This is a genomic window from Microbacterium sp. (assembly GCF_046295495.1).
GTDB lineage: Bacteria > Actinomycetota > Actinomycetes > Actinomycetales > Microbacteriaceae > Microbacterium.
On the sequence record NZ_JBKBNC010000007.1, the window covers coordinates 29,196 to 50,856 of the forward strand.

19 protein-coding genes are annotated in these 21,661 nt (G+C 71.4%); 10 read left to right on the forward strand and 9 right to left on the reverse strand.

Annotated elements, in window-relative coordinates; all coding sequences use genetic code 11:
• Nucleotides 1-94: 94 nt before the first annotated feature.
• Nucleotides 95-670, forward strand: a complete 576-nt coding sequence (locus ACK4LS_RS04495; RefSeq protein WP_409713773.1) for a DNA modification methylase — start codon at nt 95-97, stop codon at nt 668-670.
• Between the two features lie 57 nt (nt 671-727).
• On the opposite strand, the gene ACK4LS_RS04500 is transcribed toward ACK4LS_RS04495, so the two are convergent.
• Nucleotides 728-1,411: a response regulator gene (locus ACK4LS_RS04500; protein ID WP_409713775.1), complete on the reverse strand. Its 684-nt coding sequence runs from the start codon at nt 1,409-1,411 to the stop codon at nt 728-730.
• On the reverse strand, nt 1,408-2,622 hold the full coding sequence (locus ACK4LS_RS04505) for a sensor histidine kinase (protein WP_409713778.1): 1,215 nt from the start codon (nt 2,620-2,622) through the stop codon (nt 1,408-1,410). The genes ACK4LS_RS04500 and ACK4LS_RS04505 overlap by 4 nt, the downstream gene beginning before the upstream one ends.
• A 173-nt stretch (nt 2,623-2,795) precedes the next feature.
• On the opposite strand from ACK4LS_RS04505, the gene phoU reads away from it, so the two are divergent.
• Nucleotides 2,796-3,473 (forward strand): phosphate signaling complex protein PhoU, encoded by a 678-nt coding sequence (gene phoU, locus ACK4LS_RS04510; protein WP_409713781.1) that lies wholly within the window; start codon nt 2,796-2,798, stop codon nt 3,471-3,473.
• Between the two features lie 57 nt (nt 3,474-3,530).
• On the opposite strand, the gene ACK4LS_RS04515 is transcribed toward phoU, so the two are convergent.
• Nucleotides 3,531-4,283, reverse strand: coding sequence for a phosphoglyceromutase (locus ACK4LS_RS04515; RefSeq protein ID WP_409713784.1), 753 nt, complete (start codon nt 4,281-4,283; stop codon nt 3,531-3,533).
• 63 nt (nt 4,284-4,346) lie between these two features.
• On the opposite strand from ACK4LS_RS04515, the gene ACK4LS_RS04520 reads away from it, so the two are divergent.
• The gene (locus ACK4LS_RS04520; protein WP_409713787.1) at nt 4,347-5,135 is read left to right on the forward strand and encodes a class I SAM-dependent methyltransferase; all 789 of its coding nucleotides are present in this window, start codon (nt 4,347-4,349) and stop codon (nt 5,133-5,135) included.
• 1 nt (nt 5,136) lies between these two features.
• On the opposite strand, the gene ACK4LS_RS04525 is transcribed toward ACK4LS_RS04520, so the two are convergent.
• From ACK4LS_RS04525 to ACK4LS_RS04540, 4 genes are all read right to left on the reverse strand, one after another.
• The gene (locus ACK4LS_RS04525; RefSeq protein WP_409713790.1) at nt 5,137-6,246 is read right to left on the reverse strand and encodes an FUSC family protein; all 1,110 of its coding nucleotides are present in this window, start codon (nt 6,244-6,246) and stop codon (nt 5,137-5,139) included.
• Nucleotides 6,243-7,331, reverse strand: coding sequence for a YgfZ/GcvT domain-containing protein (locus ACK4LS_RS04530; RefSeq protein WP_409713793.1), 1,089 nt, complete (start codon nt 7,329-7,331; stop codon nt 6,243-6,245). Before ACK4LS_RS04530 ends, ACK4LS_RS04525 begins: the two co-directional genes overlap by 4 nt.
• A 1-nt stretch (nt 7,332) precedes the next feature.
• The gene (locus ACK4LS_RS04535) at nt 7,333-7,932 is read right to left on the reverse strand and encodes an FABP family protein (RefSeq protein WP_409713796.1); all 600 of its coding nucleotides are present in this window, start codon (nt 7,930-7,932) and stop codon (nt 7,333-7,335) included.
• Between the two features lie 130 nt (nt 7,933-8,062).
• Nucleotides 8,063-8,353 carry a hypothetical protein gene (locus ACK4LS_RS04540; RefSeq protein WP_409713799.1) on the reverse strand — a complete coding sequence of 97 codons (291 nt, stop codon included), beginning with the start codon at nt 8,351-8,353 and terminating at the stop codon, nt 8,063-8,065.
• A 117-nt stretch (nt 8,354-8,470) separates the two neighbouring features.
• Between ACK4LS_RS04540 and ACK4LS_RS04545 the strand changes: the two genes are divergently transcribed.
• The 4 genes from ACK4LS_RS04545 to ACK4LS_RS04560 are packed head-to-tail and all read left to right on the forward strand — an operon-like array spanning nt 8,471 to nt 12,823.
• Nucleotides 8,471-9,163 (forward strand): winged helix-turn-helix domain-containing protein, encoded by a 693-nt coding sequence (locus ACK4LS_RS04545; protein WP_409713802.1) that lies wholly within the window; start codon nt 8,471-8,473, stop codon nt 9,161-9,163.
• A gap of 56 nt (nt 9,164-9,219) precedes the next feature.
• A complete protein-coding gene (locus tag ACK4LS_RS04550; RefSeq protein WP_409713805.1) occupies nt 9,220-11,388 on the forward strand; it encodes an RNA degradosome polyphosphate kinase in 2,169 nt (722 codons plus the stop codon).
• On the forward strand, nt 11,385-12,323 hold the full coding sequence (locus tag ACK4LS_RS04555) for an NUDIX hydrolase (protein ID WP_409713808.1): 939 nt from the start codon (nt 11,385-11,387) through the stop codon (nt 12,321-12,323). Before ACK4LS_RS04550 ends, ACK4LS_RS04555 begins: the two co-directional genes overlap by 4 nt.
• Entirely contained in the window at nt 12,320-12,823 is a 504-nt protein-coding gene (locus ACK4LS_RS04560) for a hypothetical protein (protein ID WP_409713811.1), read from the forward strand. Before ACK4LS_RS04555 ends, ACK4LS_RS04560 begins: the two co-directional genes overlap by 4 nt.
• A gap of 38 nt (nt 12,824-12,861) precedes the next feature.
• Here ACK4LS_RS04560 and ACK4LS_RS04565 read toward each other — a convergent pair whose 3' ends face one another.
• Together ACK4LS_RS04565 and ACK4LS_RS04570 are read right to left on the reverse strand one after the other, a co-directional pair.
• The gene (locus ACK4LS_RS04565; protein WP_409713814.1) at nt 12,862-14,160 is read right to left on the reverse strand and encodes a M1 family metallopeptidase; all 1,299 of its coding nucleotides are present in this window, start codon (nt 14,158-14,160) and stop codon (nt 12,862-12,864) included.
• On the reverse strand, nt 14,157-18,101 hold the full coding sequence (locus ACK4LS_RS04570; protein ID WP_409713817.1) for a Pls/PosA family non-ribosomal peptide synthetase: 3,945 nt from the start codon (nt 18,099-18,101) through the stop codon (nt 14,157-14,159). The genes ACK4LS_RS04565 and ACK4LS_RS04570 overlap by 4 nt, the downstream gene beginning before the upstream one ends.
• Nucleotides 18,102-18,260: 159 nt before the next feature.
• Here ACK4LS_RS04570 and ACK4LS_RS04575 point away from each other — a divergent pair, with 159 nt between their 5' ends.
• The 3 genes from ACK4LS_RS04575 to pstA all read left to right on the forward strand — a co-directional run bounded on the left by ACK4LS_RS04575 (nt 18,261) and on the right by pstA (nt 21,642).
• Nucleotides 18,261-19,388, forward strand: a complete 1,128-nt coding sequence (locus tag ACK4LS_RS04575) for a phosphate ABC transporter substrate-binding protein PstS (RefSeq protein ID WP_409713820.1) — start codon at nt 18,261-18,263, stop codon at nt 19,386-19,388.
• Nucleotides 19,389-19,543: 155 nt separating this feature from the next.
• A complete protein-coding gene (pstC, locus tag ACK4LS_RS04580; RefSeq protein WP_409713823.1) occupies nt 19,544-20,563 on the forward strand; it encodes a phosphate ABC transporter permease subunit PstC in 1,020 nt (339 codons plus the stop codon).
• On the forward strand, nt 20,560-21,642 hold the full coding sequence (gene pstA, locus ACK4LS_RS04585) for a phosphate ABC transporter permease PstA (RefSeq protein WP_409713827.1): 1,083 nt from the start codon (nt 20,560-20,562) through the stop codon (nt 21,640-21,642). The genes pstC and pstA overlap by 4 nt, the downstream gene beginning before the upstream one ends.
• Nucleotides 21,643-21,661: the final 19 nt, after the last annotated feature.

Below are 21,661 nucleotides of genomic sequence, written 5' to 3' on the forward strand. Positions count from 1 at the left end.
AAGGTTCCGCCCACCTCGCGGCATCCCTTCCCTCGCGCGCGGGGAGAAGCGCGGCGGACCGGGCCTCGGTCACGGACCGCGTAGGATGATGACGATGTCGTCTGCCGTCCTTGGAGGATCCGTGAAAACGCGCCTGATCGCGTCCATCGCCCTGGGTGCCGCTGTCGTGCTGGGCACGACGGGGTGCAACCTCATCGCACCGCAGGCGACCACCATCGACTACTCCGCCTCCGACGGCGTGAACGTCCCCGCCTCGGCGGGGCCGCTGTCCGTGCGAAACGCCCTCATCGTCGCCGACGACGAGGGCACGACCGGCAACTTCGTCGCCGCGATCGTCAACGACACGACCGAGCCGCTCACCCTGCGCATCGAGGTCGGCGAGGGCTCGTCGGCGGTGAAGTCGAACGTCATCGTCCCGGCCAACCGCACCCTCAGCCTCGGCGACCTCACCGACGACGTCGAGCCCCTGCGCCTGAACGGCATCGACGCCGTCCCCGGCTCCACGGTCCCCGTCTACTTCCAGTCCGGCGACGGCGAGGGCTCGCTCATGCAGGTCCCCGTGCTCGACGGCGCGCTGGAGTACCTGTCGCCGCTGGCTCCGACCCCGATGCCGTCGTCGTCGCTCACGCCGGCCGTGACGCCGTCTCCCTCCGCGACCCCCTCGTCCTGATCGAACGACGAAGGCGCCGACGATTCCTCGTCGGCGCCTTCGTCGTTCCCGGCGAGGTCAGGCTTCGAAGCGGTAGCCCAACCCGCGGACGGTCACGAGCATGGTCGGTTCGCTGGGGTTCTGCTCGATGCGCGAGCGGATGCGCTTGATGTGCACGTCCAGCGTCTTCGTGTCGCCGAAGTAGTCGGTCCCCCACACGCGGTCGATGAGCTGCCCGCGCGTCAGCACGCGTCCGGCGTTGCGCATCAGGACCTCGAGGAGCTCGAACTCCTTCAGCGGGATGCCGATCTCCGAACCGTCCACCGCCACGGTGTGGCGGTCGATGTCGAGCACCACGCGACCACCGGAGAGGACGCGGTCGTCCAGGTCGGCGTCATCCGGGGTGCGTCGCCGCAGGACCGCACGCATCCGCGCGAGCAGCTCGCGGGTGGAGTACGGCTTCGTCACGTAGTCGTCGGCGCCGAGTTCCAGCCCCACCACGATGTCGACCTCCGAGTCCTTCGCGGTGAGCATGATGATCGGCACCTGCGACGTCAACCGCAGCTGGCGGCACACCTCGGTACCGGGCATCCCCGGGAGCATGAGGTCGAGCAGCAGGATGTCGGCCCCGCGCTCGCGGAACGCGGCGAGGGCGAGCGCGCCGTCCTCCGCGATCTCGACCTCGTATCCCTCCCGGCGCAGGAGGTAGGCCAGGGGGTCGGCGAGATCGGGCTCGTCCTCGACGATCAGAACGCGGGTCATGCGGTGTCTCCCTTCGCGGGTACGGGGGTCGCGGCGGCGGTCTTGCGAGCTTTCCGACGCGGCTTGGAACGGACGCTGTCGAGGTCGGGGGTCTCGGACAGCGGAAGGCGGATGGTGAAGGTCGACCCTCGGTCGGGCTTGGACCACAGGCGCACTTCGCCGCCGTGCCGCTGCACGGCGTGCTTGACGATGGAGAGTCCGAGGCCGGTGCCGCCGGTCCGCCGTGAGCGCGCTTGGTCGGCGCGGTAGAACCGCTCGAAGACCCGGTGCTGGTCGCTCTCGTCGATGCCGATGCCCCGGTCTGTCACCGCGATCTCGACGACGCCGTCGTCGAGCTTGACACCGACGCCGACCTTCGAGCCCTGCGGCGAGTAGGCGATGGCGTTCGCGACGAGGTTCCCGAGCGCCTCGGTCAGGATCTGCGGCTCCCCGCGCACCCACAGCCCCTTGGTGCCGCCCCGGACCACGGTCACCTGGGCGGCGTCGGCTTGAATGGTGTGCGCCTCGACCGCGGCGGTGACGACCTCGTCGATCGACACGTCGCGCACGTCGCGCAGCTCATCGGCCGCCTGCAGACGGGACAGGCTCAGGATGCGATTGACCAGGGCGCTCAAGCGCGTCACCTCCGCCTGCAGACGCGACGAGAAGTGCCGCACCTGAGCGGGGTCGTCGGCGGCGGATTCGATGGCCTCCGCGAGCAGGCTCACCGCGCCGACGGGGGTCTTCAGCTCGTGGCTGGTGTTCGCGACGAAGTCGCGGCGCATCTCCTCGACGCGCTCGCGCTCGGTGATGTCGCGGAGCACGAGGAGCGTCAGCCGCCCCGAGATGGGGGTCGCCCGGACCGCGACCAGGCGGGGCTCGGCGGGGGCGGCCCCCCGGCGCAGGCGGAGGTTTTCGGCGATCCCGGCGCCGGTGTCGCGGGCGACGCGCGCGACGCGCTTGAGTTCCTCGCTCGAGATCACCTCGCCGACGTGCACGCCGAACACCTCTGCGGCCGACGAGAGCGCCAGCACCGTCGATGACGTGTCGCACACGAAGGCGGGGTCGTCCATCGCATCCAGCATGGCCTCCACGCCCTCCGGCACCTCGGTCGAGATGTCGGAGCGAGCGCGGTCCCGGGCGCGGACCGCGCCGACCACGAGGCCGACGACCGCGGCCCCGAGGAGGAGTCCCGCCAGGAGCGCGAGCAGCGCGAGCTGCGTCTGTTCCATACTCTCAGCGTAGAGGGGCGCGTCGGACGTCACCCGCCGTTCACCCGGGCTGGAGCAACGCCAGCGGATACTATTCACTGTCACAGCACCACTCGTTAACCTTCGCTGGGAAGAATCCCCAAGGGTTGCGGGACACCCATGTGCCGTGCCGCCGACGAGGAAGGTACCCCGCGATGCGCGAAGTATTCCACCAGTCCCTCGAGGACGTCCAGAGCCGCCTGGTCGAGATCGCCGACCTCGTGGCGGTCGCCATCGACCGCGCCACCCGGGCTTTCGGCACCAGCGACGTCGCCCTCGCCGAAGAGGTCATCGAGTCCGACGCGATCATCGACGAGAAGGCGCTCGAGCTCGACGAGCTCGCGATCGAGATCCTCGCCCGCCAGCAGCCCGTCGCCCGCGACCTGCGCATCGTGGTCACCGCCCTGCGGGTGAGCGCCTCGCTCGAGCGCATGGGCGACATGGCCGAGCACATCGCCCAGCTCGCGCGCTCGCGCTTCCCCGAGCGGGCCATCCCCCGGGGCCTCAAGACGACGTTCACCCGCATGGGCGAACTCGACGTCGAGGTGGCGCGCAAGCTCGCCGAGCTGCTGCGCACGCAGGATCTGCGCATCGCCGAATCGATCCGCGACGCCGACGACGACATCGACGAACTGCACGTGAGCGTGTTCGAGAAGGTCCTCGGCGACTCGTGGAAGGGAGAGGCCACGGCCACGGTCGACGCCACCCTCGCGAGCCGCTACCACGAGCGTTTCGCCGACCACGCGGTCTCCGTCGCGAAGAAGGTCGTCTACCTCGCCACCGGCGATTGGGCGGGCGCCGACGACGAGGCCGAGCCCAGCCCGTCCATCTGAGCACCGACGAAAAGGGGGGTGGATGCCGATCGGCATCCACCCCCTTTCTCGTTCGGGTCAGTGCTTGTTGCCCTGGGCCGCGACGGCGGCCGCTCCGGCGGCGGCGGCCTCGGGGTCGAGGTACTCGCCCGGACCGAGCGGCTTGAGGTCGGCGTCGAGGCGGTAGACGAGCGGGATGCCCGTGGGGATGTTCAGCTCCGCGATGTCGGCGTCGCTGATGCCCTCGAGGTGCTTGACGAGACCGCGGAGCGAGTTCCCGTGGGCCGTCACGAGAACCGTCTTGCCGGCCTTCAGGTCGGGCACGATGTCGCTGTGCCAGTAGGGCAGCATGCGGTCGATGACGATCTTGAGCGACTCGGTGTCGGGCACCTCGCCGTCGATGCCGACGTAGCGGGGGTCGCCCACCTGGCTGTACTGGTCGTCGGCGGGCAGCGCCGGCGGCGGCACGTCGAACGAACGGCGCCACAGCATGAACTGCTCGTTGCCGAACTCCTCGAGCGTCTGCGCCTTGTCCTTGCCCTGCAGAGCGCCGTAGTGACGCTCGTTGAGACGCCACGACCGCTTGACCGGGATCCACAGGCGGTCGGCGGCGTCGAGGGCGATGTTCGCCGTCTGGATCGCGCGGCTGAGAACGGAGGTGTGCAGCACGTCGGGCAGCGCACCGGACTCGGCCAGCAGCTCGCCGCCGCGCTTCGCCTCGGCCTTGCCCTGGTCGGTGAGTCGCACGTCGACCCAGCCGGTGAACTGGTTGGTCTTGTTCCACTCGCTCTGCCCGTGGCGGAGGAGGATCAGCGTGTAAGGCGCGGTCATGCCTCCATGCTATCGAGGCGACGCCGTCGATCAGGGGCCGGTGACGCCTGGCATCATGTTCGGGTGACCCCCTCCCCCGTCGGCCGCCCCACGCGCGGCACGACCGGAGTCAATCGCCTGCGTCGAGTGGATCGGTGGGTCGCGCGACACCCCGTGCTGCGTCGGTCCGATGATCCGCTGGTGGTCGACCTGGGCTTCGGCGCGAGCGCCGTCACCCCGCTCGAGCTGCCCGCCCGCGTGGCGAAGGTACGACCGGATGCCACCGTGCTCGGCCTCGAGATCGATCCCGACCGGGTCGCCCGAGCCCGCGAGCAGGCCGCCGGGGTGGCCGGTGTCTCGTTCGCGCGCGGGGGGTTCGAGATCCCCGTCCCCGGCGGTCGCCGGCCCGCCGTCATCCGGGCGATGAACGTGCTGCGCCAGTACGACGAAGGCGACGTCGCCGACGCGTGGGCGCGCATGTGCGCGCGTCTGCAGCCGGACGGCATCCTGGTCGAGGGCACGTGCGATGAGATCGGGCGCATCGCCACCTGGGTGGAGGTGGGGGCGGATGCCGCCGCGCGAACCCTCACGATCTCGCTGCGCCTGGCCGAGCTCGACTCCCCCGCGATCGCCGCCGAACGGCTCCCGAAGGCCCTGATCCACCGCAACGTCGACGGCGAGCGGGTGCACGGGTTCGTGGCGGCCCTGACCCGGGAGTGGACGCGCGCGGCCGTGGTCGCCCCTTTCGGGCCCGTGCACCGGTGGCGGACGACGATGCTCGCCCTCACCGACGCCGGCTGGCCGCTCGTGCGCCGCGAACGCTGGCGACTCGGCGAGGTCGGCGTCGCGTGGGACGCGGTCGCGCCGCTCTGACTCAGATTCGCGGCAGGAGCCCGCGCGCCTCGGCGGAGGGCATGCCCGCCGCCACGAGCAGATCGACCGCGAGCGGGCGGAGGGCGGCCAGGAGATTCTGCTCGCCCGCTCCCCCGTCGGGCAGCAGCGCCGCGGGGTCGAGCCGGCGCGTCAACGCCGCGAGCGTCTCGCGGGCGACGGGCTCGAGGGAGATGTCGTCGAGGCCGTCACGCACCAGACCGGCCGCGCGTTCGAGTTCGGCGAGCAGGTCGGCCGTGACCGGGCGCGGCTGACCGTCGGCGCACAGATAGGCAGCGCGTCGGGCGATGACGCGCAGATTCCGGGTGGCCAGGTCCAGCGCCGCGCGCACGCGCTCGTGCCGCTGCAGCTCCGCACGCTGGCGCCGGAGGAACGGCGAGATGCGGGCGACCTCGCGACCCGACTCCAACGACCCGCTCCACGCGTCGACGTAGGTCTGCAGCGCCCGCGCGCGTTCCAGCCCCCGCTCCGCGCGACCGCGGTCCCCTCGGCGCAGCGCGCGGACGATCGTGGCCATCGCCGCATCGAGGGCGTCGAAGAGCTCGTCGGCGTCGCGCAGCTCGGTGCGGCGGAGGGTGCGCGGGATGAGCGCCGTGACGACAAGAGCGGCGACGCCGCCGACCGCGCCGTCGATCAGCCGCAGGAACGGGGCACCCGTGACCACCACCAGCGCGATGAGCGACTGCACCACGGCGGCGAGCGCGAAGCCGGGTTGCGGCGAGAGGAATCGGGCGATCACGAGCGTCGCAGTCATCGCGAGGGCGATCTGCCACCACCCGCTGCCGGCCGTCAGGAGCACGACCTCGGCGATCAGGATGCCGACGAGCATGCCCATCACGGTCTCGGCGACGCGCCAGGGACGCGCATCGCGCACGAGACCCAGGCTCGACACCGTGACGGTCGCGGCGAGCAACGGGACCGGGTGCCCGAGCACGAAGTGGGCGAAGGCGTAGGCGGCGGTGGCGGCCACCACGATCTGCGCGATCGCGGGCATCGACTCGCGCACCCGGTGCGCGCGGCGCGCGAGCGTCGAACGCCACCGCGAGCGAGGCACGACGACGCCGACGGTCGTCGACGACTCGTCGGCGCTCATTCCGCGGCGCGGCGGCGGCCCAGTCGCGGCAGACGCGGCACGGCGGCCGTGGCTCCGGCATCGGCCGGGACGACGGTCTCCGCCGCGGCGGCGAGCGGTCCGTCGGCGGTGTCGACCACGAGCTCCACGCCCTCCGGCGCGGTGCGCTTGATCAGGGCCAGAGCGATCGGCCCCTCCTCGTGGTGCACGGCGACCGAGGTGATCGCGCCGATGACGGTGTCGCCGGCGCGCACGGCGTCGCCACGGGCGGGAAGGACGTTGTCGCTGCCGTCGAGCTGCAGCGCCACGACGCGGCGGGGCGGGTGGCCGAGGTTGTGCACCTTCGCGACGGTCTCCTGACCGCGGTAGCACCCCTTCGAGAGATGGACCGCGGTGCGCAGCCAGTCCATCTCGTGCGGCAACAGCCGCTCGTCGGCGTCCACGCCCACGCGGGGTCGCCATGCCGCGACCCGCAGGGCCTCGACCGCGTCGAGCCCGGCCAGCGCGATCTCGCCGCGCACCGCGCCCTCGATGACGCGCTCGTACTCCGTGGCGTCCACGATCGCTTCGGCCCAGTCGCGTTCGGCGCCGGGGTGCGGGTCGACGCGCGCGTAGGCCCAGCCGCCCGGAGAGACGTCGGGCCAGGGATCCACCCATACGGGGGCGACGGCGCGCAGCGCGCCGACCGCGGCCCGGGTTCCGCCCACGACGAAGAGCTCCCCCGAGCGCTCGCGCACCTCGACGCGCAAGCGGAAGCGCATGCGGCCCAGCCAGGTCGCCAGAGCATCGGCATCGGAGGCGTCCACGATGAGCCAGGTCGTCTCGCCGTCGTCGACGACCGACGCCGCGTGTTCGACCCGGCCCTGCGGGTCGAGGATGAGCAGCTCGGTGGAGACGCCGGGAGGGAGGTGCGTCAGCGCTTGCGACGACAGCGAGTCCAGCCAGCTGCGGCGGTCCTCGCCGCCGACGGAGACGACGCGGCGGTCGCCGAGGGGGGCGAGGGCCGCGCCGGATGCCAGCTTGCGCTGCTCCGCGACGGGTGAGCCCACGTGGCGCAGGCCGCGCTCGTCGAGGACGGCGCCGGGGACGTCGGTGAGGGGGGTCATGTCACTCCGCCCGCGCGAGGCGCGCCGACGCGTGCGAGCCCAGGGCCCGACCGAAGGCGGCGATGTCCCACGCCCACAGGAGGTGGTTGTCGACGAGGCCGTAGAGGCGGGTGGCCGCGGTGTAGGGCTTGGCTCCAGCCGTGCGCACGACGGCATCCGTGGCCAGGTCGATGCGCGGGCCCTTGACCTGCCCCACGTAGAGCTCCAGCACGCCGTCGGCGTGGGCGATGCTCACCTCGATGTCGAAACCACCGTCGGCGTTGCGCAACGCCTCGACATCGTCGGCGGTGCGATCCACGGGCGCGGCGGTCGGCGGCAGCAGCGCGGGTCCCGCGTCGGCGTCGCCGACCGGACGGGCGACACGCCAATAGCCGATCTCGGACACCAGGGGGCGCCGCTCGTCGCCGTCGAGCAACCAGGCGTTGGCGGAGTAGTTGAGGAAATCGCCGCCGTCATGGCTGAAGCTCACGCGGTGGGCGAACTCACCCGAGAAGGAGCGACCGTCGGCTTCGTAGTCGATGACGCCGGTGCCCTCCCAGACACCCACGAGCCACGACAGCGGGACGAGGTCGGCGGGGAGGTCGGTCGGGATCTCGATCACGGGAGCGTCAGCGCTGGCCGCGGTAGAGGTTCCAGATGACCGTCCCGGACACGAAGGCGATCGCCAGCGAGGCGAGACCGAGAAGTCCCACGAAGAACAGTTCGAGCGCGAGGAGGTCCATGACTCGATTCTAGAGGGAGACGAGCGCGGCCAGCGCGAAACCGGCGGTGATGACGCCCAGCACCACGAGCGCGCCGAGGCTGCTCAGCGCCATGCGCTGGATGAAGGCCTGCGACCGGCCGTACCAGAGCTGCACCGCGAACGAGACGATGAGGCAGCCGCCGAGGGCGACGCTGATCCACTGCCCGCGCCACCCGGCCGGAACGAACAGACCGATGGCGACTCCGGCCACGGCCGCCAGTACCCAGACCGCGATGATGCCACCGAAGGTGCGCCGCGGGGTGAGGTCGGGAGTCGACATGCCCCCATCATCGCCCAGGAGCGCCCGCCGGCGCACGTGCGGCGCCGGTGACGGCGCGGCGTGGCGCGTCACCCTAAGATGATCGGGTGCGCGGCAGGTCCGCGCGGGGAGGTCCACGTGGCTCAGCTTCTCGTTCTCAGCTCCGCCCCGGGCGGCGGTGCCGCGCTGCCCGCGCTCGAACTGCTGAGCCATCGGGTACGGCAGATCCCCGCCGAGGCGGCGCAGTTGATCAACGCCCCCAGCGCCGACGTCATCTTCGTCGACGCGCGCTTCGACCTCGTCGGCGCCAAGTCGCTGTGCAAGATCATGTCGACCACCGGCGTCGAGGCGCCCCTCGTTCTCATCGTCACCGAGGGCGGTCTCACGGCCGTCTCCACCGACTGGGGCATCGACGACGTCGTGCTGGTGGGCGCCGGCCCCGCCGAGATCGACGCCCGCATCCGTCTCGCCATGGGTCGGCGCACCGTCGACCAGGTGTCCACCCGCATCCAGACCTCGGGCATCACGATCGACGAGTCGTCGTACTCGGCGAAGGTGCACGGTAAGCCGCTCGATCTGACCTACAAGGAGTTCCAGCTCCTGCACTTCTTCGCGACGCACCCGTCGCGCGTCTTCACGCGCGAGCAGCTGCTCAGCGAGGTGTGGGGCTACGACTACTTCGGCGGCACCCGCACGGTCGACGTGCACGTGCGGCGTCTGCGCGCCAAGCTCGGCGACCTCGAGCAGCTCATCGGCACGGTGCGAAACGTCGGTTACCGCTTCAACGTCTACGAGGACGACCCGCCGGCCGCGGCATCCGCCCCCGCCTGACACTCGTACCACCGCGTGTTCACTCCCGTGTCACCGACCCCTGCAATGATGTGGGGATGATGGAACACGACGCGCTGGATGCCGGCCTCGGCGACGCCGACGACGACGACTTCGACGAAGCGGTCGAGGCCCAAGACGATCAGCTCCCCGACCACCGCTACCTCGACCGTGAGGTCAGCTGGCTGGCGTTCAACCAGCGCGTGCTCGAGCTCGCCGAAGACCCCACCATCCCGGTCCTGGAGCGCGCGAACTTCCTGGCCATCTTCGCCAGCAACCTCGACGAGTTCTTCATGGTGCGCGTCGCCGGCCTGAAGCGTCGCATCGTCACCGGTCTGGCCGTCCCCACCAACGTCGGCCGGGCTCCGCTCGATGTGCTCGCCGACATCTCCGCCGAGGCGCACCGCCTGCAGCTGCGTCACGCCGCGGCGTGGACCGAGAAGGTGCGTCCCGCCCTCGCCGAGGCCGGTATCGAGGTCGTGTCGTGGAACTCGCTCGACGAGGCCACCGCTGCGCGCCTGACCGAGTACTTCCAGCGCAACGTCTTCCCGGTGCTCATGCCGCTCGCGGTCGACCCGGCGCACCCCTTCCCCTACATCTCCGGGCTGTCGCTGAACCTCGCGATCCGCATCCGCAACGCCCGCACCGGCCGCCAGGAGTTCGCGCGCCTGAAGGTGCCGCCGATGCTGCCGCGCTTCGTCGAGGTGCCGGGCGACGGACCGGGCGTGCGCTACCTCCCGCTCGAGGAGCTCATCTCCAACCACCTCGGCGATCTCTTCCCCGGGATGGAGGTGCTGGACCACCACGCGTTCCGCCTCACCCGCAACGAAGACATGACGATCGAAGAGGACGAGACCGAGAACCTCATCCAGGCGCTCGAGGCCGAGCTCCTGCGTCGACGGTTCGGCCCCCCGATCCGCCTCGAGATCACCGACGACATGGACGACCTGACGCGCGACCTGCTGCTCAGCGAGCTCGACATCACCGACCAGGAGGTCTACCGTCTGCCGGGCGCCCTCGACCTGCGCGGCCTGTTCGACCTGTCCCGCATCGATCGGCCCGACCTGCACTACCCGCCGCACGTGCCCAAGACCGCCCTGGCGTTCCAGCCGCCGGAGCAGAACGGCCGCGCCGATCTGTTCGGGGCGATCCGCAAGAGCGACGTGCTCGTGCACCACCCGTACGAGTCGTTCGCGACGAGCGTGCAGGCCTTCCTCGAGCAGGCCGCGCGCGACCCGCACGTGCTCGCCATCAAGCAGACGCTGTACCGCACCTCGGGTGACAGCCCCATCGTGCAGGCGCTCATCGACGCCGCCGAGGCCGGCAAGCAGGTCCTCGCGCTGGTGGAGGTCAAGGCCCGCTTCGACGAGGCCAACAACATCGTCTGGGCCCGCAAGCTCGAGAAGGCGGGCGTGCACGTCGTCTACGGCCTCGTCGGCTTGAAGACCCACTGCAAGCTCGCCCTCGTCATCCGCGAGGAAGAGGGCCGCCTGCGCCACTACAGCCATGTCGGCACGGGCAATTACAACCCGAAGACGAGCCGCATCTACGAGGACTTCGGCCTGTTCACCGTCGACGACCAGGTGGGCCGAGACCTCACCCGCCTCTTCAACGAACTGAGCGGCTACGCGATCGAGAAGAAGTTCAAGCGCCTCCTCGTCGCGCCCCTGCACCTGCGCAAGGGGCTGCTGCGCCACATCGACAAGGAACGTCGCAACGCCCTGGAGGGCAAGCCCTCCGGCGTCCGCATCAAGGTCAACTCGATGGTCGACGAGCAGATCATCGACGCGCTGTACCGGGCGAGCCAGGCCGGGGTGCCCGTGGAGGTGTGGGTGCGCGGAATCTGCTCGATCAAGCCGGGCGTGCCCGGCATGAGCGAGAACATCACCGTCCGCTCGATCCTCGGCCGCTACCTCGAGCACTCGCGCATCTTCAGCTTCGCGAACGACGGCGACCCGCAGGTCTTCATCGGCAGCGCCGACATGATGCACCGCAATCTCGACCGCCGCGTCGAAGCGCTGGTGCGCGTCGTCGACGAGGGGCAGGTGCGCGAGCTCACCGCGTTGTTCGATCTGGCCATGGACGACGGCACGAGCTCGTGGCGCCTCGGCTCCGACGGCGAATGGACGCGCCACAGCGCCGACGCCGACGGCACGCCGCTCGTCGACCTGCAGGATCACACCATGGCGCTGGTGCAGCGCAAGCGGCGCGCCCGGACGGCGCGGTGACCGAAACCGCCGTCTACGCCGCCGGCGGGGTCGTGTGGCGCCTCGTCGAGGGCAAGCTGCGCGTGCTCCTGATCCACCGCACCAAGTACCGCGATTTGACGCTGCCCAAGGGCAAGGTCGACCCCGGCGAGACGCTCGCCGAGACGGCCGTACGCGAGATCCGCGAGGAGACCGGCATCCGGGTCTCCCTCGGCGTCCCCGTCGGGGTGTCCCGGTATCGGATGCCGAGCTCCCGCACGAAGATCGTGCACTACTGGGCGGCCGAGGCCACCGACGCCGCCGTGCGCACCTCGACGTTCGTGCCGAACAAAGAGGTCGCGGCGCTCGAGTGGATGAGCCTGAAGAAGGCACGGAAGAACCTCAGCTACCCCGTCGACATAGAGATCCTCGACGAGTTCCACCGTCTCGTCGACGAGGGGGCCCTGCCGACCTTCCCGATCGTCGTGCTGCGCCACGCGAAAGCGCGTTCGCGCGATGACTGGGAGGGTGTCGACGAGGCGAGGCCCCTGACCACACGCGGACGCCGGCAGGCCGAGGCCATCGTGGGACCTCTTCTCGCCTTCGGCGTGCGACGGGTGATCTCGAGCCCGGCCGAACGGTGCATCCGCACCGCGACGCCCATCGCGCAGGCCCTCGGTCAGCGCATCCAGCTGTGCGAGGCGATCGGCCAGGACGCCTGGGAGCAGGGCCGCGCCGATGCGCGGTCGGTCGTCGGCCAGCGCGTGCGCTCACGCAAGCCCGTCGTGCTCACCAGCCACGGTCCCGTGCTGCCCGACATCCTGCACGAGCTCGCTCTCGCCACCGGCACGATGAGCGGGTCGTACCTCGGCAGCGCCTCGGCCCTCGAGCCCGCGGCCTTCTCGGTGGTGCACGTGCCCGCCGAGCACCCCGGAGCCGGGATCGTCGCGATCGAGACCCACGAGCCGCAGGTGTGACGCTCCCCGACGGCATCCACGTCGCCTGGCGCGAGGTGCGCGTGGGCGTCCCCCGCCGCGACGTCTCGCGCGCGCTCCTCGCGGAGGCACTGCCGGGCGTGCGCTTCGACTCCCGCTGCGCCTCGTGCGGCGGCGACCACGGCCCGGTGCACGCGGAGGGGACGGATGCCGCGGTCTCGGTGTCGTATGCACCGGGGTGGGCGGTGGTCGCGGTGGCGCGCCATCACGCGCGCGTGGGGGTCGACGCCGTGCCGGACGATGTCGGAGGGCTGGAGCGCGTGCTTCCCCCCGGCGCCGACGCGGCGCGCGCGTGGGCGCGTATCGAGGCCGTGCTCAAGGCCGACGGCCGGGGCCTGGCGGTCGACCCCGCCCGCATCGACGTCGTCTCGATCGACGGCCGAGCCTGGGAGGCACGTCTCGACGAGCGGTCGTGGCGCGGATGGGACCTGCCCGGTCCCGACGGTGTCGTCGTCGCCGTCGCTGCGTCGTCGCCTCGCTGACACGGCGGTACGCCCCGCGGCGTCGTCATCTCCGGCCCCTACGGGCGCGGGGGAAGCGGCATCCGGTCGATCCACGCCGACAGCACCGCGGCGGCACCCGCTCCCCCGGCGTGCTCGACCGCTCGACGGAAGTCGTCGGTCGTCACCAGGGAGTGGCGGTGGGCGCTCGTCCATTCCCGGAGCAGGCCGAAGAACGCCGCGTCGCCCAGTGCACGCCGCACCGCGTGCAGGGCGAGGGCTCCGCGCTTGTACACGCGGTCGTCGAACATGTCGTCGGGGCCCGGGTCGACCAGCAGCAGATCGCGGGGCTTGGCGGCCAGACGCGCGTAGTACTCGGCGACGCACGTCTCCACGTCGGCTCCGCCCGACTCCTGCGACCACAGCCACTCGGCGTAGCAGGCGAACCCCTCGTTCAGCCAGATGTCGCTCCAGCGTGCGAGGCCGACGCTGTTGCCGAACCACTGGTGCGCGAGCTCGTGCGCGACCAGGCGCTGCGCGGCGGGCACGAGGTGGTTCATGCCGAACACGGCGAGCCCCTGGGCCTCGAGGGGGATCTCCAGCTCGTCGGCCGTGACGACGAGCGAGCACGCCTCCTGCGGGTAGGGGCCGAAGAGCCGGTCGAAGAGCCGGAGCATCGCGGGGACGGTCGCGAACGCGCGATCGGAGGCCGCGGCCAGAGCGGGCGGGGCCGTCACGCTCACCGCCGGCACGACGTCGACGCCGCTGCCGGCGAGCGGCCGCGTGCGGTAGCGACCGACGTGCACGGCGGCGAGGTAGGTGGCCGTCGGCACGTCGGAGGTGAAGACGGTGGTCAGGCGGCCGCCGCGGCGGGTGGTGGCGCCCGTGACGCCCGTGGCGGCGACGGTGTAGCCGTCGTCGACGGTGATCTGCATCCGCATGCGCGCCCGATCGTCGGGGCGGTCGTTGCACGGGAACCACGTGGGGGCGCCGATCGGCTGCCCCGCCACGATCGCGCCGTCGGTCAGCTCCTCCCAGCCCACCGTCCCCCACCGCGACCGGCGCGGCGCGGGCGCCCCGGCGTAGGCGACCTCCACCTCGAAGGGTTCTCCCGCGGGGAGCGGCGTCGCCGGTGTGACGCGCAGGGCGTGCGGCGCCGCCGAGAAGCGCGCAGCCGACCCGTTCACGCGCACACGACTCGTGCGCAACCCGACGAGGTCGAGGCTGAACGACGACAACGCCTCGCGCGGGACGGCGGCGATCGTCGCGACGCCCTCGAGCCGGTTGGTGCGCACGCGATAGCTCAGGGCGAGGTCGTAGGACCGCACGTCGTACGAGGTGTCTCCGCTCTGGGGGGCGTAGGGGTCTGCCACGCTCACGTCGTCGACTGGTAGGCGCGGACCTTCACCGCGCGCCAGGGTCCGATGGGATTGCCGCTCCACCGCGAGCCCACCGGGACGGTCTCGCCGCGCATGACGAGGGAAGCCGGGCCCACGGTCGCGTGCGCGCCGAGGGTGGATGCCGGCAGCACCACGCTGTGGGGACCGAGCGTGGCACCCGGTTCGAGCTCGACGGTGTCCATGCTCATGATTCGATCATGGAACAGGTGCGTCTGCACGACGCAGCCCCGATTGACCGTCGACGCATCGCCCAGGGTCACCAGATCGGGCTCGGGCAACCAGTAGCTCTCGCACCACACTCCCCGACCGATGGTCGCCCCGAGGCTGCGCAGCCAGACGGCGAGGGCGGGGGTGCCGGCCGCGGCGCGCGCGAACCAGGGAGCGGCGACCATCTCGGTGAAGGTGTCCGACACCTCGGTGCGCCACACGAAGCTCGACCACAGCGGCTGCTCGCCCGCGCGGATCACACCGACGATCGCCCACTTCGCCGCGGTCGAGATCCCCGCGGCCACGGCGCCGGCCGCCAGCAGCACCACGCCCGACAGCAGCAGCGTCCACACGGGACCCAGCCCCTCCCACAGCGCGGCGAGGGTGAACAGCACGCTCACCCCGATGCCGCACGTCACGACCACCGGGACGAACCGGCACAGTTCCCACAGCGTGCGCGCGAGCCGCAGCGCCGGGGTCGGACGATACGTGCGCGATTCGTCGCCCTCGGCCGACAGTCGGCGGAGCCGCACCGCGGGAGACCCGAGCCACGACGACCCCGCCTTGGCCTTCCGCGGGGCCGCCGACAGCACGGCCACCAGGCCGTCGCGCGGAACCCGGTGACCGGGAGCAGCCATACCGGAATTGCCGAGGAAGGCGCGCTTGCCGATCCGCACGGGCCCGATGCGCAGCCAGCCCGCGTGCAGCTCGTACGAGGCCACCATCGTGTCGTCCGCGAGGAACGCCCCGTCTTCGATGCGCGCCATCGAGGGGATGAGCAGCACCGTGGACGCCTCGACGTCGCGGCCGACGCGCGCGCCGAGCATCCGCAGCCACACGGGGGTGAACAGCGACGAGTACAGCGGGAAGAGCAGCGTGCGCGCGGCATCCAGAAGACGCTCGATCGTCCAGGCCTGCCAGGCGACGCGGCTGCGCACCGGGTGCGTGCCCTCGACCAGACCGATCGAGAACACCCGCACCAGGAGCACGACGGATGCCGCGAACACCACGCCCGTGACGGCCACCGCCGGCACGAGCCAGACGAACGCCCACCCGGCGGCGTCGAGCAGCGAGTCCGCACCCCGGATGCCCTGCGCGAGGACGAGCCCGCCCACGGTGAAGGCCGCGAGCGGCAGCAGCGCCAGCAGGACCGCCGACGCCGCGTAGGCCCACAGCCAGCGGGTGGGGGCCGCGGGGCGCGTCGAGGGCCAGTCCTTCGCGGTGCCGCCGACGCGCACCGCGGGCGAGCCCGCCCACGACTGATCGGCCTTGACGCGGCCGAAGACGGCCGACCCGGGGGCGATCTCGGCGCGTCGACCGATACGCGTGCCGGGAGCGAGCGTCGACCGCGCGCCCACCGTGGCCTCCGCGCCGATGCGCACCTCGCCGATGCGAACGAGGTCGCCGTCGATCCAGTACCCGGTCAGATCGACCTCCGGCTCGATCGAGGCGCCGTCGCCGATCACGAGCAGCCCGGTCACCGGGGGCAGGGCGTGAAGGTCGACGTCGCGTCCGATCCGCGCGCCGAGCGCCCGGGCGTAGTACGACACCCACGGCGCCCCGGCCAGGCCCACGGCATCCACCTGATCGGCGATCTGCTCGGCCAGCCAGAGCCGGGTGTGCACCCACCCGCCCCGCGGGTAGTCGCCGGCCCGCACGCCCGTCAGCAGCAGACGAGCGGATGCCACGGCGATCGCCATGCGTCCGAACGGCGTCGCGAACACGAGCAGGCCCACCACCAAGACCGGCCACGGCACCGACGGCAGCACGTCGAAGCCGGGCAGCAGCCGCAGGATCGCGGAGGCGGTGAGCAGGTACAGCAGCCACCGCACGCCCGAGAGGATGAACAGCGGCGCGCCCACCACCGTCTGCACCCACTGCGTGGCGCGCGGCGTCGGGGCGGCGCGGTGGAACGACGACGGGGTGTCGTCGCGGAGCTGCGGCCCGAGCGCCTTGGCCATCGCCCCCAGGCGCGGGACGTCGTAGATGTCGGCCACGGAGAATTCGGGCACCCGGGCGCGGATGCGCGAGACGAGCTGGGCGGCGGCCAGTGACCCGCCGCCGAGGTCGAAGAAGTCGGACTTGCGCTCGGTCACGGGCAGGCCCAGCACCGCCTGCCACTGCTCGGCAAGCCACGCCTCGTCGGCGGAGAAGCCGGTGGCCACGGGCGCATCCGCTCCCGGGAGCGGCCACGGGAGCGCCGCCCGATCGACCTTGCCCGAGGTGCGCACGGGCAGCGCGTCGACGACGCCGAGCAAGGGGATCGTCGCGGCGGGCAGGCGCTCGGCCAGCGCCGCACGCGCCGCGTGGCGGTCGAGCTCCCGGCCCTCCTCCATCACGAGGTAGCCGACGAGCACGGGGACCCCCGCCTCGGTCGTGCGCACCGCGACGGTCGCCGCGCTCACCTGCGGGAGATCCTGCAGCGCGGACTCCACCTCGCCCAGCTCGATGCGCCGGCCACCGACCTTCACCTGGTCGTCGGCCCGGCCCTGGAAGACGAGCCCCGCCGACTCGAAGCGGACGAGATCGCCTGAACGGTAGGCGCGCTCCCACCCGAGAGAGGGCATCGGCGCGTATTTCTCGGCATCCTTCGCCGGATCGAGGTATCGCGCGAGACCGACGCCGCCGATGATGAGCTCGCCCACCTCGCCCTCGGCGACGGGCAGGCCTTCGGCGTCCACGACCGCGAGGGCCCAGCCGTCGAGCGGAAGACCGATGCGCACGGGGAGAGACCCGTCGAGGGGCGCGGCGCACGCCACGACGGTGGCCTCGGTGGGACCGTAGGTGTTCCAGACCTCGCGTCCCTCGGCGACGAGTCGGGCGGCGAGCTCGGGCGGGCAGGCCTCGCCGCCGAAGATGAGGAGCCGCACGTTCTCGATCGAGTCGGCGGGCCACATCGCCGCGAGTGTCGGCACCGTCGAGACAACGGTGATGCCCTGGCGCAGCAGCCACGGCGCGAGGTCTTCGCCCGACCGGACGAGGGATCGCGGCGCCGGGACGAGGCACGCGCCGTGCCCCCACGCGAGCCACATCTCCTCGCACGAGGCGTCGAAGGCGACGGAGAGTCCGGCCAGCACGCGGTCGCCGGGTCCGAGCGGCTCGTCCCGCAGGAAGATGCGACCCTCCGCCTCGACGAAGGCGGCCGCCGAGCGGTGCGACACCGCGACGCCCTTCGGTACGCCGGTCGAACCCGAGGTGAAGATGATCCACGCGTCGTCGTCGACCGTGGGCGGAGCCACGACGGGGAGGGCGTTGGTGCTCGGGTGCGGAGCGGCACCGTCGTACAGCCGCACGAGGCCGCCGCCGTCCTCGGCCGAGACGAATTCGCCGTCACCCGCGACGATGCCGCGCACCCCGGCCTCGCCGAAGACGAGGCGCGCCCGTTCGTCGGGATCGTCGGCGTCGACGGGCACGTAGGCCGCCCCCGCCGCCATGACGGCGAGGATCGAGACGTACAGCTCCTTGGAGCCCGAGGGCATGCGCACCCCGACGCGGTCGCCGCGGCGCACGCCCGCGTCGTGCAGGGCCCCCGCCGTACGCCACACGCGTGCCAGCAGCTCGCGGTAGCTGAGGGCGCCCGATCCGTCGTCGATCGCGGACGCTTCGGGATGCCGAGCGGCGACGTCGGAGAGCAGGTCGATGAGCGTGCGCGCGGGGGCCGCGGCATCCGTTCGATCGAGCGGAGCCTGGGCGGCGGAAGCAGAGATCGTCACGGGGGTGAAGAGTACAAGGCCCGGGGAAACACCCCGGACGGGTCCCCCCGGTTCACCTTCCGTTCACCCGTGCAACGCAGACTCTTAAGAGTCGCTGTTTACCGTTCCCGACGAACCCTGCACCGGGTTCCGTCCCCAAACATGCGAAGGATTCACATCGTGAAGCTCTCCCGACTCGCCCAGCTGGGCACCGTGGCCGCCGTGGCCTCCCTGACCCTCGCCGGCTGCGCCGGCCCCTCGGGCTCCGGCGACGCCGCGGGCTCCTCGCCCTCCGCTTCGTCGTCCGACGTCGCGTTCCAGATCGACCCCAACCTCTCGGGCACGATCACCGCGGGTGGCTCGAGCGCCCAGTCCAACGCGCAGGCCGCCTGGACCAGCGCCTACAACGCGCAGGCCAAGGGTGTCACGGTCAACTACGACAAGTCGCAGGGCTCCGGCGGTGGAGTCACCAACTTCCTCAGCGGCGCCTACGACTTCGCCGGCTCCGACGCCCCCCTGAACGCCGAGCAGACGGCGCAGTCCGAGGCGCTGTGCACCGAGGGCGGCGTCAACATCCCCGTCTACCTCGACGGTGTCGCGATCATCTTCAACATCCCCGGCGTGACCGAGCTGAAGCTCTCCGGCGAGACCATCGCCAAGATCTTCGCCCTCCAGATCACCGACTGGTCCGACCCGGCGATCACCGCCGACAACGGCACCGAGCTCCCCGCCGGCACCATCACCACGGTGGCGCGTTCCGACGGCTCGGGCACGACCCAGAACCTGACCAACTACCTCGCGGCGACCCAGTCGTCGGTGTGGACCTCGCCCGCGGGCAAGGACTGGCCCATCGAGGGCAACGTCTCGAAGCAGAAGGGCGGCTCCGGTGTCGTCGAGGCCGTCAAGGCCGGCTCCGGCACCATCGGCTACGCCGACCACTCCGCCATCGGCGACCTGAACGCCGCCGCCATCATCCAGGACGGCACGGCGATCCCCTACAGCGCCGAGGCCGTGACCGCGACCTTCGAGGCCGCCGCCGTCGACGCCTCCACCGGTGTGGCCGGCGACCTGGCGAAGGAGTTCGACTACTCGAAGCTCACCGCCGAGACGTACCCGATCCCGCTGGTGTCGTACGCGATCACCTGCAGCACCTTCAAGGACGCCAAGCAGGCGGAGCTCGTGAAGTCGTACCTCGGCTTCGTGACCAGCTCGCTCGGCCAGGAGGTCGCCGCCAAGAACGCCGGTTCGGCTCCCCTGCCCGACTCCGTGCTCGAGGCCGCTGCCGAGACGCTCGCCGCCATCAAGTAAACACTCTTCGGACTCGGCCCGGCTCGCACCTTCCGTGCGGGTCGGGCCGGGCTGATCGGAACGGTCGAGAACCGACGAACGTTCCGCTGAGCCGAATCCTCAGAGAACACCCGACCGAGGAGCACCCATGACCCGTGCCGAGCGTGAGGTCCCCCGTGACTGACACCGTCGCTGACACAGAGACCGCCCCGTCGTCCCCGCCGCCGCCTCGCACCACCATCGTCGGAAAGCGTCGCCTGGGCGACAGCGTCTTCCTCGGTCTGTCGACCACCGCCGCCGTGTCGATCATGATCATCCTCGCCGGCGTCGCGATCTTCCTGATCCTGCGGGGCCTTCCCGCGATCACCGCCAACTGGAGCGAGGGCGACCTCGCCGGATACCAGAACGGTTCGTGGACCAACTTCTGGGAGTACGTCGGTCCGCTGCTGTTCGGCAGCATCTGGGCGGCCCTCATCGCCATGGTCATCGGCACGCCGGTCGCCATCGGCATCGCCCTCTTCATCTCGCACTACGCGCCCCGTCGGATCGCCGGTGCGCTCGGCTACGTCGTCGACCTGCTGGCCGCGGTCCCCTCGATCGTCTTCGGCCTGTGGGGCATCATCGTCATGCGCCCGCTGCTGCTGCCGGTCGGTGAGTTCCTCAACCAGTACCTGGGCTGGATCCCGCTCTTCCAGGGCCCCGTGTCCAGCACCGGCTCCACCATGCTCACCGGTGGCGTCGTGCTCGCCGTCATGATCCTGCCGATCGTCACGTCGATCACGCGTGAGATCTTCCTGCAGACGCCGCGCCTGCACGAAGAGGCCGCGCTCGCCCTCGGCGCCACGCGCTGGGAGATGATCCGCCTCTCCGTCTTCCCCTACGCCCGCAGCGGCATGGTCTCGGCCACCCTGCTGGGTCTCGGTCGGGCGCTGGGCGAGACGATGGCCATCGCGCTCATCATCTCCCCGAGCCTCATCTACTCGGTGCTGCTGCTCACCGACGGCTACAACTCGCAGACCATCGCGGCGAACATCGCGCTGAACTTCCCGATCGCGACCGACCTGCAGCGCTCCGCCCTCATCGGCACCGGCCTCATGCTGTTCGTGGTCTCGCTCGCGGTGAACATGTTCGCCCGCTACATCATCGGCGCGACGGGCCCCGGCGCCAAGGGTCGCAAGAAGGGCAAGCGCTCATGACCGTCACCGCCCCCTCCACGCCCCTGGCGCTGACGAGCGGTCAGCTGCCCCGCTACATCGAGCCGATGCTGCTCGGGGGCGTGGCCGTGATCGTCGCCGGCCTCCAGCTGCTGCTCGGCGGCTTCAACCTCGCCACGTGGCTGATTCTGACCGCCGTGATCTACCTGGTCGCGATCGGCATCGGTTCCTCCATCGTCGAGAACCGCCGGAAGGCCGTCGACCGGGTCGTGCGCGGTCTGGTGACCGCGGCGTTCCTTTTGGCCGTCGCCCCGCTGATCTCGACCCTCTATACGGTCGTCTCCAAGGGCCTCGCCGTGGTCAACCTGCAGTTCATCACGCAGGTGGGCGGCACGGCCTTCGATCCCGACACGCTCGAGGTGGTCGCGACCGCCGGCGCGTGGCAGGCCGTCGCCGGCACGCTCATCATCACGGGCATCGCCGCGCTCATCTCGGTTCCGATCGGTGTGCTCGCGGCCGTCTACCTCGTCGAGTACGCGCAGCCGAACAACCCGCTGCGCCGCGCGATCACCTTCCTCGTCGACGTGATGACGGGCATCCCCTCGATCGTCGCGGGTCTGTTCGCGTTCTCGCTGTTCAGCCTCGTGGTCGGACCGAAGGCGTTCAGCGGGTTCTCGGCCTCCATCGCCCTGTGCGTGCTGATGATCCCGATCGTCATCCGCTCCACCGAGGAGATGCTGCGCCTCGTGCCGGCCGACCTCCGGGAGGCATCGTTGGCCCTGGGCGTCCCGCGCTCGGCGACCATCATCAAGGTCGTGCTGCGCACGGCCGCGAGCGGCATCATCACGGGCGTCGTGCTCGCGGTGGCCCGCGTGGTGGGTGAGACCGCGCCCATCTTCATCGCCGCGAGCTTCACCGACAACTTCAACGCCAATCCGTTCGAGGGCCCGATGCAGACCCTCCCGGTCATGGCCTACACCGCGTACAGCTTCCCCGGCCAAGACATCGACGCGTCGCAGGCGAACGCCTGGGGTGCGGCATTCCTGCTGGTCGTCCTCGTCGTCATCTTCAACCTGATCGCCCGTATCGTGGCGGCGGTGTTCGCGCCCAAGGCGCGCTGAGCCCAGAAAGGCACACTCC

Excerpts from the sequence above, each read along its gene's own strand:
- ACK4LS_RS04550 (WP_409713805.1), top strand. The coding sequence starts at position 9,220 with ATGATGGAACACGACGCGCTGGATGCCGGCCTCGGCGACGCCGACGAC.
- ACK4LS_RS04495 (WP_409713773.1), top strand. The coding sequence starts at position 95 with ATGTCGTCTGCCGTCCTTGGAGGATCCGTGAAAACGCGCCTGATCGCG.
- ACK4LS_RS04500 (WP_409713775.1), bottom strand. The coding sequence starts at position 1,411 with ATGACCCGCGTTCTGATCGTCGAGGACGAGCCCGATCTCGCCGACCCC.
- ACK4LS_RS04515 (WP_409713784.1), bottom strand. The coding sequence starts at position 4,283 with ATGACCGCGCCTTACACGCTGATCCTCCTCCGCCACGGGCAGAGCGAG.
- phoU (WP_409713781.1), top strand. The coding sequence starts at position 2,796 with ATGCGCGAAGTATTCCACCAGTCCCTCGAGGACGTCCAGAGCCGCCTG.
- ACK4LS_RS04525 (WP_409713790.1), bottom strand. The coding sequence starts at position 6,246 with ATGAGCGCCGACGAGTCGTCGACGACCGTCGGCGTCGTCGTGCCTCGC.
- pstA (WP_409713827.1), top strand. The coding sequence starts at position 20,560 with ATGACCGTCACCGCCCCCTCCACGCCCCTGGCGCTGACGAGCGGTCAG.
- ACK4LS_RS04540 (WP_409713799.1), bottom strand. The coding sequence starts at position 8,353 with ATGTCGACTCCCGACCTCACCCCGCGGCGCACCTTCGGTGGCATCATC.
- ACK4LS_RS04505 (WP_409713778.1), bottom strand. The coding sequence starts at position 2,622 with ATGGAACAGACGCAGCTCGCGCTGCTCGCGCTCCTGGCGGGACTCCTC.
- ACK4LS_RS04530 (WP_409713793.1), bottom strand. The coding sequence starts at position 7,331 with ATGACCCCCCTCACCGACGTCCCCGGCGCCGTCCTCGACGAGCGCGGC.